General features: G+C 64.6%; 13 protein-coding genes. 7 read left to right on the top strand and 6 right to left on the bottom strand.

Going from position 1 to position 11809, the window contains the following annotated elements; genetic code table 11:
- Position 1 precedes the first annotated feature (1 nt).
- From CCC_RS08310 to CCC_RS08295, 4 genes are read left to right on the top strand one after another with little or no spacing between them, the layout of a single operon-like run.
- The gene (locus CCC_RS08310) at positions 2-658 is read left to right on the top strand and encodes an energy transducer TonB (protein ID WP_041040727.1); all 657 of its coding nucleotides are present in this window, start codon (positions 2-4) and stop codon (positions 656-658) included.
- Entirely contained in the window at positions 655-1455 is an 801-nt protein-coding gene (locus tag CCC_RS08305) for a MotA/TolQ/ExbB proton channel family protein (RefSeq protein WP_009870650.1), read from the top strand. Before CCC_RS08310 ends, CCC_RS08305 begins: the two co-directional genes overlap by 4 nt.
- On the top strand, positions 1455-1886 hold the full coding sequence (locus tag CCC_RS08300; protein ID WP_009870651.1) for an ExbD/TolR family protein: 432 nt from the start codon (positions 1455-1457) through the stop codon (positions 1884-1886). The genes CCC_RS08305 and CCC_RS08300 overlap by 1 nt, the downstream gene beginning before the upstream one ends.
- A 13-nt stretch (positions 1887-1899) precedes the next feature.
- Positions 1900-2316 carry an ExbD/TolR family protein gene (locus CCC_RS08295; protein WP_009870652.1) on the top strand — a complete coding sequence of 139 codons (417 nt, stop codon included), beginning with the start codon at positions 1900-1902 and terminating at the stop codon, positions 2314-2316.
- Here the strand turns inward: CCC_RS08295 and CCC_RS08290 are convergent, their stop codons facing one another.
- Positions 2317-3222, bottom strand: coding sequence for a sulfite exporter TauE/SafE family protein (locus CCC_RS08290; RefSeq protein ID WP_009870653.1), 906 nt, complete (start codon positions 3220-3222; stop codon positions 2317-2319).
- A gap of 216 nt (positions 3223-3438) precedes the next feature.
- Here CCC_RS08290 and CCC_RS08285 point away from each other — a divergent pair, with 216 nt between their 5' ends.
- Entirely contained in the window at positions 3439-3804 is a 366-nt protein-coding gene (locus CCC_RS08285; protein WP_041040725.1) for a hypothetical protein, read from the top strand.
- 178 nt (positions 3805-3982) lie between these two features.
- Here the strand turns inward: CCC_RS08285 and rpsI are convergent, their stop codons facing one another.
- The 4 genes from rpsI to CCC_RS08265 form a co-directional block, all read right to left on the bottom strand.
- Positions 3983-4453: a 30S ribosomal protein S9 gene (gene rpsI / locus CCC_RS08280; RefSeq protein WP_009870655.1), complete on the bottom strand. Its 471-nt coding sequence runs from the start codon at positions 4451-4453 to the stop codon at positions 3983-3985.
- Positions 4454-4457: 4 nt separating this feature from the next.
- Complete coding sequence (gene rplM, locus CCC_RS08275; RefSeq protein ID WP_041040723.1) at positions 4458-4916, bottom strand: 50S ribosomal protein L13; 459 nt, start codon at positions 4914-4916, stop codon at positions 4458-4460.
- Positions 4917-5072: 156 nt separating this feature from the next.
- A complete protein-coding gene (locus CCC_RS08270; protein ID WP_052473008.1) occupies positions 5073-6809 on the bottom strand; it encodes a sensor histidine kinase in 1737 nt (578 codons plus the stop codon).
- Between the two features lie 89 nt (positions 6810-6898).
- Positions 6899-8791 (bottom strand): ABC-F family ATP-binding cassette domain-containing protein, encoded by a 1893-nt coding sequence (locus tag CCC_RS08265; RefSeq protein ID WP_009870658.1) that lies wholly within the window; start codon positions 8789-8791, stop codon positions 6899-6901.
- A 193-nt stretch (positions 8792-8984) separates the two neighbouring features.
- Between CCC_RS08265 and ndk the strand changes: the two genes are divergently transcribed.
- Positions 8985-9407 (top strand): nucleoside-diphosphate kinase, encoded by a 423-nt coding sequence (gene ndk, locus CCC_RS08260; protein ID WP_009870659.1) that lies wholly within the window; start codon positions 8985-8987, stop codon positions 9405-9407.
- 206 nt (positions 9408-9613) lie between these two features.
- Entirely contained in the window at positions 9614-10078 is a 465-nt protein-coding gene (locus CCC_RS08255) for a helix-turn-helix domain-containing protein (protein WP_041040721.1), read from the top strand.
- A 1-nt stretch (position 10079) separates the two neighbouring features.
- On the opposite strand, the gene CCC_RS08250 is transcribed toward CCC_RS08255, so the two are convergent.
- Complete coding sequence (locus tag CCC_RS08250; RefSeq protein ID WP_041040810.1) at positions 10080-11768, bottom strand: sensor domain-containing diguanylate cyclase; 1689 nt, start codon at positions 11766-11768, stop codon at positions 10080-10082.
- Positions 11769-11809: the final 41 nt, after the last annotated feature.

Raw genomic sequence — 11809 nt, 5'->3', positions numbered from 1 at the left:
CATGCACGCGGCACGGCAGAGACCTTCTTCCAACAGGCGTCTGGCCGGACTGGCCGGGGTGGTGGCCTTGCACGCCGCCGCCATCTATGCCCTGGCCAACGGGTTGGGCCATTGCGCCGTCGAGTTCCTGACCGCACCGATGGAAACCAAGATCGTCGCCGAACTGGTCAAGCCCACTCCGCCCAAGGTCGAGCAGCCCCCGCCGCCGCCCAAAGTGGTCAAGCCGCCGCCGCCCGCCTATGTGCCGCCGCCCCGGCTGCGCCCCCAGGCGCCGCCGCCGCCCGCCGCCATCACCGCCACCACCGATGTGGCGCCGCTTGCGCCGCCGCCGCCCGCCGCCCTTGTGGCGCCCAGCCCGGAACCGGTTCGCGAGACGGTCAAGGTGGCCCCTGCCCTCGACCAGAGCCGCCCGTGCCAGCCGCCGCAATATCCCCAATCGGCCCGCCGGGCGGGGGAAAGCGGGGCGGTGGTGCTGAAATTCCTCATCGAATCCGACGGCGCGGTTCTGGAAAGCCTGGTGGATGCCTCCAGCGGCTTCGAGCGCCTCGACGAGGCGGCACGGGCCGCCCTGGCTCTGTGCCGCTTCAAGCCCGGCACCATCGACGGCCGCCCGGAACGTTCCTGGGCCCGCATCCGTTATGTCTGGAAACTTCAATGATCGGAAACAAGACCATGCGCCGCGTCATCCTCGCCGCCTTGCCGGTTCTGGTGTCGGCCCTTCCCGCCCTCGCTGGCCATCTGGAGGACGGCCATGCCGTTGCCCGCCAAGTGGTTGACAATCCATACGGCCTGGAAGCGCTGTGGGCCCAGGGCGATTTCGTGTCCAAGGGCACGCTGCTCATCCTGGCCCTGATGTCCATGGCGTCCTGGTACATCCTGGTGATCAAGCTGGTGGAGCAGTCGCGCATGCTGCGCCACGCCAAGGAGGCGGGAGCCGGGTTCTGGAAGGCGGCATCGATCTCCGACGGCGCCCGCGCCCTGGCCGAGGACAGCCCCTTCCGCTTTGTGGCATCCTCGGGCATGGATGCGGCCCGTCACCATGATGGCTCGCTGACCGAGAAGATCGACCTCAACACCTGGATCACCATGTCCATCCAGCGCGCCGTGGGCGACATCGTCTCGGACCTCCAGGGCGGGTTGGCCGTGTTGGCCACTGTCGGCTCCACCGCCCCCTTCGTCGGGCTGTTCGGCACGGTGTGGGGCATCTATCACGCGCTGACCGCCATCGGCATCGCGGGCCAGGCGGCCATCGACAAGGTAGCCGGGCCGGTGGGCGAGGCGCTGATCATGACCGCCTTCGGTCTGGCCGTGGCCGTGCCCGCCGTGCTGGGCTACAACCTGCTGGTCCGGCGCAACAAGCTGGTGGCCGAGAAGGTCCGGTCCTTCGCCGCCGATCTGCATGCCGTGCTGCTGGCCGGGTCGGGCGGTAGTTCCGGGCTGCGGGTGGTGCGCTGATGGCCATTCATCTCGGCTCTGCCGGAGACGGCGACGACGAGGATTGCATGATGGCCGCCATCAACACCACGCCCCTGGTGGATGTGATGCTGGTGCTGCTGATCATCTTCCTCATCACCATTCCGGTGGTGACCCATACCGTGCCGGTGCAACTGCCCAAGGAAGCCAACCAGCCCACCATCACCCAGCCGGGCAATGTCACCATTGCCGTGGACCGGACGGGCGGTGTGTGGTGGAACGAGGACGGCTTGGCCGACCGGGCCGCCCTTTCCGCCCGCCTGGACGGCGCCGCCGCCAAGCTGCCCCAGCCGGAAATCCTCATCCGGGGAGACAAGGACGTGGCCTATGAGCATGTGGGGCGCGTCCTGGCCGAGGCCCAAAAGGCCGGGATCACCAAGGTCAGCTTCATCACCGAACCACCGCCGCGCTGAGGGCCTGCCCGCCATGTTCCAAGAGCCGTCCGAAGACCCCGATGTGATGATCGACATCAACACCACGCCGCTGATCGACGTGATGCTGGTCCTCCTGATCATGCTGATCATCACCATTCCGCTGCAGACCCATTCGGTGAAGCTCGACATGCCGCAGGGGCCGCCGCCGCAAGCCACGGTTCTGCCCGAAGTGGCGCGCATCGATATCGACGCCCAGGGCGTCATCACCTGGAACGGAGACAAGGTCGCCGACCGCGCCGATCTGGAAGCAAGGCTGCATCAGGCGGCCATCGCCGCCAATCCGCCGGAAATCCATGTCCGCCCCCATAAGGCCGTGGCCTATGCCCATGTGGCGGGCGTCATGGCCGCCGCCCAGCACCAGGGCGTCACCAAACTGGGCGTGGTGGGGGCCGAGCAGTTCCTGGAATAATCACTCGATACTGAACGGATCCTCGGGCGGCACCACCAGGGTCCCGGTCATCTCGGCACAGACCGCCAGGACGATCAGGGCCAGCAGCAGACGCAGCTTCTCGCCGCCCAGACGCTCGCCCAGGCGAGAGCCGAACTGCGCTCCCACCGCTCCGCCGACCAGCAGGATCAGGGCCAGCGGCAGATCCACCGTATGGGTGGTCATGGCCTGAAGCAGGGTGACATTGGCGGTGACGAAGATCATCTGGAACAGCGAGGTTCCCACCACCACCGCCGTGGGCATGCCCAGAATGTAGATCATCAACGGCACCAGGATGAAACCACCGCCCACCCCCATCAAGGCGGCCAGCAGCCCACCGAAAGCACCGACGCCAAGCGGCAGCAGGGCGCTGATATAGAGCCCTGAACGGGGAAAGCGGGTGCGGAAGGGCAGCCCATGCCAGGAGTGGTGAACATGGCGCCTGCCCGGCGGTCTGCCTGCGGCACCGGCCCGCATGGACATCAAAGTCTCGATCAGCATCAACAGCCCCACCGAGCCGAGAAAGCCCACATAGGACAGGCTGATCACCAGATCGATCTGTCCCAGGCGCTTGAGCAATGCGAACAGCCAGACGCCCACACCGGACCCGGCAAAACCGCCGACCAGCAGGAACACCGCCATCTTCACGTCCACATTGCGCCGCCGCCAATGGGCGAAGACGCCCGAGACCGACGAGCCCAGGACCTGATTGGCCCCCGAAGCCACCGCCACCGCCGGGGGAATGCCCAGCATGATCAGCAAGGGGGTCAGCAGAAAACCGCCGCCCACGCCGAAAATGCCCGACAGAATCCCGATACCGCCGCCCACCGCCAACAGACTGAAGATTCCCACCGATTGTTCGGCGATGGGCAGGTAAATGTTCGGCACGGCAGGGACTCCGAAGGCGCCGCATTGAGAGCGCGGGATGCTAGACCCGAAATATGACAGGAAAAAGGCAAGCCCAGTATATTATGTTTTTATAATTATCCAATCTTGGGCGGAGGCGACGCCGATTCGTAGGGTGTTCGCCCGTTGACAGGCTTTCGTCCATCCTCCCATCATCGATGGATGGCTCGTCTTGCCATCATTCTAGGGGGGGGTACCATGGGAAGGTTGTTTGCCGCGCTTGTGTTCCTGTCCGGATTTGCCACTTCGGCTCTGGCCGCCGAGGCCAAACAGGATTTCACCCTGGTCAACAAGACCGGCTATGAACTGGAATCCGTCTTCGTCTCGCCCGGCCATGCCGATGCCTGGGGTGAGGATGTCATGGGCCGCGACACGCTGGGCGACGGCGAGTACGTCCATATCAGCTTCAAACGCGCCGAGAAGACCTGCGAGTGGGACCTGAAGGTGGTCTACAAGGTGGATAGCTCGAGTGCCGTCTGGCACGACATCGATCTGTGCTCTGTGAGCAAGATCACCATCCGCTACAACAAGAACACCGACAAGACCACCGCCAGCTACGAATAGGACCACTGGCCGAAATATCTGACCTTCGATCAGTCGTTACAGCGCCCTCAATCGCCGGGCGCCGCCTGTGGCGGCTTGGCTTCCGCGCCATAAGGCGCGCGGCCCTTTGGGCCTAAATGGAAAAAGGGCCCGGAAAACTTCCGGGCCCTTGATCTTTTCGGCTTTCGCCAAACCCAGTTTAGCGCTTGGAGAACTGGGTCGAACGACGGGCCTTGTGCTTGCCGTACTTCTTACGCTCGACCACGCGCGAATCGCGGGTCAGGAAGCCGCCGGCCTTCAACGCCGGGCGGTGCGCCGGGTCGAAATAGGTCAGCGCGCGGCTGATGCCGTGACGCAGAGCACCGGCCTGACCGGACAGACCGCCGCCGGTGATGGTGCAGTTCACGTCGAACTGACCCTCGACCCGAGCAGCCTCGAACGGCTGGTTGATGATCATGCGCAGCACCGGGCGGGCGAAGTAGACCGGCAGTTCGCGGCCATTGATGATGATCTTGCCCGAACCGGGCTTGATCCACACGCGGGCAACGGCATTCTTGCGCTTGCCAGTGGCGTAGGCGCGGCCCTGGGCGTCAACCTTGCGCACATGCACAGGCTGGGCCTGGACCGGCGAGGCGGCCTTCAGGTCGGCCAAGCTGGAGAGATCGGCCATGGGACTACCTCTTGTTCTTCGGGTTCATGGCACCGACATCCACCACCTCGGGCGCCTGAGCCTCGTGCGGGTGGGCGGGGCCGGCATAGACGCGCAGGTTCTTCATCTGCTGACGGCCGAGCGGACCACGGGTGATCATGCGCTCCACGGCCTTTTCGATGACCCGCTCGGGGAAGCGGCCGGACAGCAGCTGACCCATGGTACGGTCCTTGATACCGCCGGGATGGCCGGTATGCCAGTAGAAGCGCTTGTCGGCGAGCTTGTTGCCGGTCAGCTTGACCTTCTCGGCATTGACGATAATCACGTTATCGCCCATGTCCACATGCGGGGTGTAGGTCGGCATATGCTTGCCGCGCAGGCGCATCGAAACGATGCTGGCCAGGCGGCCGAGCACGACGCCGTCCGCGTCGATCACGACCCACTTCTTCACAACTTCGGACGGTTTGGCGTTAAAGGTCTTCATGGCACCCACGGCAAAACCAGTTGGCGTCACCCCGAAAAGCCGGGGCGTCGAGGGCGCGGAGTATGCCACAGACAGCCCCCGAGTCAACACCATTTAATTCGTTTAAATTCAATGAGTTATCGGCGCGGTATCATGATACCGCTTCTGAACGCCGCTCTACGCCTTGGGAAGAACCACCCCGAAGCACGAGCCTTTTCCCAGAACCGAACGCAGTTCCAGGCCATGGTCCAGCAGGGCCGCCATGCGCCGCACCACACCCAGCCCAAGGCCCAGGCCGCGGCTTCCGCTGCGCTCGGCGGGATTGTCGAGGCGCACGAAGTCCTCGAATACCGCGTCCACCTTATCGGTCGGAATTCCCATGCCGCTGTCGAGAACCTGGATCACCACCCGATCCCCCCGACGGCGGCAACCGAGCAGAACTCGGCCCGTTTCCGTGTAGCGCACCGCGTTGACCAGCAGATTGCGCAACAGTCGTTCCAGCAAGACGGGATCGCTGCTCACCATCAGCGAGGTGGGGACCACGCCGATGGCCAGGCCCTTGGCGCTGGCCTCGGGCTCGATCTGATCGACCAGCCCGGCCAACAGCGGCATCACGCGGAAAGCCACCATATTGGGCTTGATCTTGCCCGCTTCCAGCGCCGAGACGTCGAGCAAGGTACTCAGCAGGGAATTGGTGGCCTCGATGCTCTGGCGCAGGCGTTCGACCACCTTGACCTTACGCGGATCATCCTCCACCTGCCCGGCCAGCACTTCCACGAACATGCCCGCCGCCTGAAGGGGCTGGCGCAGATCATGGGAGGCGGCGGCCAGAAACCGGGTCTTGCTCTCATTGGCCTGACGGGCCTCGTCGGCGCGCAGTTCCGCCTCGGCCGTGCGGGCGCGGACCATCTCTTCCAAGGAGGCCAAAGCGCCCTCCTCGCGGGCAATGACCCGAAAGGTGGTCAGCGCCATACCACCCAGGCCCAGCAACACCAAGAGGACGGCTCCGACAATGATCAACGCCGTCCGGCGCCAAGGCGCCAGAATGTCTTCCACCGCCATGCCAGCGCTGACCATCACGTTGAATTGGGCCAGCCGACGAAAGGATACCACCCTATCGACCCCATCGACCGGGGAATGGACGAGCAGACTTCCCACAGGCTTCACGGCGGCGGCGGCGGCAACCGGATTGCTGGGGGTGGGAATGCCCACATACTGTTCGGGGTGTGGCTGGCGCAGCATGATTCGCCCGGCTGTGTTGGCGCCAATATAGGCGGACGGACCAAGCCCCAGCGTATTGTAGAAGTCGGTGAAGAAACGGGCGTCCACCCCGACCACCACCAGACCGCCGAACGAGCCGTCGGGCGCCACCACCCGCCTGCTGACCGTGAAGACCGGCGCTTGGCTGTAGGTCCCCAGGACCATGGGTCCGATGACCCGCTCGGCGCCGTTACGGTGAGCGGTGAAATAGTCCCGATGGGCATAGTTCACGGTGCCTCCGCCCCGGGGCGGCCGGTTGGCGGCGACCACATCGCCCTTGGCATCGACCACCAGCAAGTTGCCACGCTGGGTCAGGCTGGCTTCGAGACTGGCCAGTTCCCGCAACAACTCACCCGATGCGATCCGGCCCGCCAGATGTTCCTGCACCACGATGACCATGCGCGAGATGATCACGTCGGTGGTCGATAAGGCGCGGCCAAGATTGTCTTCGAGAAGATAGGCCGCCCCGGCCGTGGCCGATTCGGCCTTTTCAAACGCGGCCGAGCGCAGTTCCGTCAAAAGGCCGACGGCGCCCCCTACCAGCAGGATGAACATGACCAGTATCATGAGGCGCAGATTGCGCCGCAACTCCCCCGGAGTACGGCGGGAGGCGGAGGAAGGGGCGGCGGCGGCGGCGGCGGGCCCAGTCGGCACCGAGACGGTTCCTTAATGGACGTTATCGCGGTGAGATTATACCGAAAGACTTAGGTCCGAAAGCGGCATGATGATTGGAGGGCGGGAGCCTAGGCCTGCGCCGCCTCCAACTCCTCCTGGGCGCAAAGCCAGGCCAGCTCCGCCGCCTCGACCTTGCGCGCCAGATCGCCTTCCTGGCGGCGCAGTTCGGTGACCTTGGCGGGCGGCCCCTGATAGAGCTTGGGATCGGCCAGTTTGGCGGCCAACGCCTTCTGTTCCTTGACCAGATCCTCCAGGGCTTTCTCGGCGGCCTGGACCGCCTTGCGCAGAGGGGCCAACTGAGCGCGGGCCCCGGCGGCGGCCTTGCGGTCGGCCTTGCGCTGGGCGCCGTCCCCGCTCTTGTCGGCCCCGGCATCCTTCCTGGCGCTGCGCTTGGCGTCACGGGCCTGATCCAGCAACAGTCTGCGATAGGCGGCAAGATCGCCGTCGAAAGGCCGGACCGCGCCATCGCCCACCAGCCACAGGCTGTCGGCGGCCAGTTCGATCAGATGGGGATCGTGGCTGATCAATATGACGGCGCCGTCATAGGCGTTGAGCGCCGAGACCAGGGCTTCGCGCGCATCGATGTCCAGATGGTTGGTGGGTTCGTCCAGGATCATCAGATGGGGAGCCTCGCGGCTCATCAGCGCGAAAAGCAGGCGCGATTTCTCGCCGCCCGACAGGCTGGAGACCTTGACATTGGCGCGGTCCTGCTCGAAGCCGAAACGGCCCAGCTGAGCCCGGACCTTGGCCTCGGGCAGGCCCTTCATCAGCAGGGCCATATGGTCGAAAGGCGTTTCGTCCAGCCGCAATTCCTCGGTCTGGTGCTGGGCGAAATAGCCGATCTTCAGCTTTGACGGCTTGCGCAACTGACCGCCGAGGAGGTCCATGCGGCCCGACAGGATCTTGGCCAGGGTGGACTTGCCGTTGCCGTTGGCGCCCAGCAGCGCGATGCGGTCTTCCATGGTGATGCGGATATCGAGCTTCCTCAGCACCACCTTCTCGCCATAACCGGCGACGCCGTTATCGATGGCGATGATGGGCGGGCTCAATTCCTCGGGATCGGGGAAGTCGAAGGACATGCCCCGGTCCTCGACGACCGGGACCACCACCTCCATGCGTTCGAGCATCTTGACCCGGCTTTGCGCCTGGGCGGCCTTGGTGGCCTTGGCCTTGAAGCGGTCGATGAAGGACTGGATCTTCTTGCGCTGTTCCTGCTGCTTGACGAAGGCCTTGGACTGCAACTCCATACGGGCGCGGCGCGTGGCCTCGAAGCGGTCGTAATTGCCGCCATAGCCGTTCAGCTTGCCGTTCTCCAGATGGATGATGCGGGTGGCGACTTCGTTCAGCAATTCGCGGTCGTGGCTGATCACCACCAAGGTGCCGGGATAGACCGCCAGATGGCTTTGCAGCCACAAGGTCGCCTCCAGGTCCAGGTGGTTGGTGGGCTCGTCCAGCAAGAGAAGGTCGGGATTGGCGAACAGGGCGGCGGCCAGGGCGACGCGCATGCGCCAACCGCCGGAAAAGTCGGAGACCGGCTGCTGCTGCGCCTCGGAATCGAATCCCAGGCCCGACAGGATGGACGCCGCCCGCGACGGCGCCGAATGGGCGTCGATGGCCGTCAGCCTTTCGTGGATCTCGGCGATACGGTGGCCGTCATGGCAATTCTCCGCCTCTTCGAACAAAGCGGTGCGCTCGGTATCGGCGGCCAGCACGCAGTCGATCAGGCTGATCTCGCCCTCGGGCGCTTCCTGGGCCAGGCGGCCCAGCCGGGCGCGCGGGCGCATGTTGATCTCGCCGCCATCGGCGTGAAGCTCTCCCAAGATCAGCTTGAACAGCGTGGTCTTGCCGGTTCCGTTGCGGCCCACCAGACCGACGCGCTGGCCCGCGGGAATGTGAACCGTGGCGGCTTCGAAGATGGTCCGTCCGCCATAGCGGAAGGTGAGGTCGTTGATATGCAGCATGGGCGCTCACATAGCACGGCTGCGGAGCGGCGGCAAACCCGGCGGGAAAAGGGTCATCGCGAGACCGTTGCTCTCCTCATTCTTTTGGGGTTATAACCCGCCGTCCCCGGATGCGCCCGGCCGCTCGGGGACATACGCGCCCCCCATCCCGTGTTGAGGCGCGGCGCGAACAACCGCCGAAAGGAATTCACCAATGGCCATCGAACGTACCCTCTCGATCATCAAGCCCGACGCCACCCGCCGCAACCTCACCGGCAAGATCAATGCCCGGTTCGAGGAAGCCGGCCTGCGTTTCGTGGCGCAAAAGCGCGTCCAGCTGACCAAGGCCCAGGCCCAGCAGTTCTACTCGGTCCATGCCGAGCGCTCGTTCTTCGGCGAACTGGTCGACTTCATGATCTCCGGCCCGGTGGTCGTTCAGGTCCTCGAAGGCGAAGGCGCCGTCGCCCGCAACCGCGAGATCATGGGCGCCACCAATCCGGCCAACGCCGCTCCCGGCACCATCCGCGCTGATTTCGCCGAGTCGGTGGAAGCCAATTCGGTGCACGGCTCCGATTCGGCCGAGAACGCCGCCATCGAGATCGCCTACTTCTTCGCGGGCAGCGAGATCGTCGGCTAATCCGACCGAAAGCAGACGCCCCCAACCCCCGGGAGGAAACTCCCGGGGGTTTTGCTTTGCGCGGCAAAAGCGCGATTGTATACAATTACGGGATTTAATTACAGCAATTATCACGTTATGTGGATTTTTTCCAAACTTACGACTTGCACAACTTGTATGCAGAGTACCAAATAGGGAGGTAACCACAACCTCAGCGGATGCATACAATGGAATCCACACGTCAATCCAGCAGGGGCCGGACACCGGGCGGACGTCCCAATCCCATCGATGTGCATGTGGGCAGCCGCCTGCGACTGCGCAGAACCCTGATGGGTCTTAGCCAGGAAGCTTTGGGCGAGGCGCTGGGCCTGACCTTCCAGCAGATTCAGAAATACGAGCGCGGCGCCAACCGTATCGGCGCAAGCCGCCTGTTCGATCTCTCCCGCGCCCTGGAAGTGCCGGTGGAATACTTCTATGACGAAATGTCCGCCGACGTCATGGCCGCCAGCCCGCGTCACATGGTCCGCGCCACCGAGGAGCCCGCGCCGCAGCGGATCGATCCCATGAGCAAGCGCGAAACCCTCGATCTGGTCCGCACTTATTACAAGATCGGCGACCTCAATGTGCGCAAGCGGGTCTACGAACTGGCCCGCGCCCTGGCGGTCCATACCGGCGGACGGCGGGAGGCCTGAACTACCCCGCCGGAGCGGCGCCCGCCCCATAGAACTGATAGCCGCCGCGACCGCCCTCCTTGGCCCGGTACATGGCCATATCGGCATGGCGCAGCAGCAAGGACGCGCTTTCCCCATGCTCGGGATAGGAGGCGATGCCGATGCTGGACGACAGGCGCTGCGGCGGGTCGGTGATGGTGTAGGGCGCTTCCAAGGCGTCCAGGATTTTTTCCGCCACATGCCCGGCATCCGCCGCCTGAAGCAGATCGAAGACCAGCACGATGAATTCGTCACCGCCCTGGCGGATGACCACATCGACTTCCCGCACCGCCTGGCGCAGGCGCCGCGCCGCCTCCTTCAGCACAAGGTCTCCCACTTCGTGACCGAGACCGTCATTGATCTCCTTGAAGTCGTCGAGATCGATGAACAGCACCGCCAGCCCCCGCCCCGACCGCTTTGCCCCGGCGATGCCGTGGTTGATGAACTGGTCGACGACGGCGCGGCTGAACAGACCGGTCAGGACATCATGGGTGGCCAGATATTCGATCTGCTGACGCACGACGCGCTCGCGACGGCCACGCTCGCGATCCAACCAGTAATGGGTGACGGCGCCAGCCAGAATGATCACCAGCGAGCCCAGCGCCCCGGCAAGTCCAAACAGTTCCAGCCGATCCTGATCCAGGGTCGCGAGACGCGGCACCGCGGCCAGAACGGTCAAGGCCAGATCGTCCTCGGGCAGAATGGTCGTCATGAGTAAGTAAGGCACGCCATCGCTGCCCCACCGGTTCAGGTTCGGATGCTCGGCCGAGCCCCAGGGCACGATGGGCAGTTCCTCGAATTCCGATCGCTTGTACCGTCCGATCCTCTCGGCGGGGCTGAGCCCCCTCACCGCCGCGCCCGGAAGGGTCTGCATCTCCATCCCCCGATTCTGGGCCAGGATCACAACGCCGAAATTGTCGCTGAGAAAGGCGTTGGCCTGGTTGACCCAGGATGACAGGTAGGGAATATCGATCTTGATGGCGACCACGCCCAGGACGCGGTCGCCGTCCATGACGGGGGCCGAGAAGAACAGTCCGGGGATATTGGTGTTGCGGCCCAGCGCGAACTGACGCCCGAAACGGCCCGCCATGGCCTCGGTGAAATAGGTGCGGTCACTGTAATTGGTGCCAACGAAGCTTTCAGGCTTGCCGGAATTGCTGGCCGCCACGGCATCGCCAGCCGGGTTGATCAGCCAGATGACGCTGATTGCCTTGAGATCTTCCACCGAACTGGCCAAGGCGTGGTTGAGACGGGCAAGTTGGGGATGGGCCGCCAGGGCCTTGCGGCGCGGTTCGATAGGCATCCGCATCACGTCGGACTCGCCGTCGAACCGCAGCAGCGCCGCCACCACCGCGCTGTCGCGGCTCAGCGCCGCGGGAATGCCGTGAAAGACCACCAGGGTCCTCTGGATTCCCTGGGTCATGTCGCCGATACTTTGACGGAGGTCGTGATCAACCTGGACCAGACTATCCGATGCCCGCCAGGCCGTGTATTCGCCGCTGACCAGCCAGCAGGCCACCAGCCACAAGGTTACCGCCAGGCTTCCCAGCGCCACGAAATGGCCTGCCCGCCCAGGCTCGGAGACAAACCCCGCCCCTTGGCTCAAACCGCCAAAGTGTCCATCGCCCTGAACGGCGTTGCGAGTGATGGCGAGAGGAAGCTCGGCCTCCATGGTCACGCCTTCCGACCTTTTTTCCGGGCGCACCCGGAGAT

It is taken from the genome of Paramagnetospirillum magnetotacticum MS-1 (genome assembly GCF_000829825.1).
Taxonomy (GTDB): domain Bacteria; phylum Pseudomonadota; class Alphaproteobacteria; order Rhodospirillales; family Magnetospirillaceae; genus Phaeospirillum; species Phaeospirillum magnetotacticum.
Note: the sequence above shows the minus strand (reverse complement) of the source record. Positions and strands in the feature narration are given on the sequence as shown.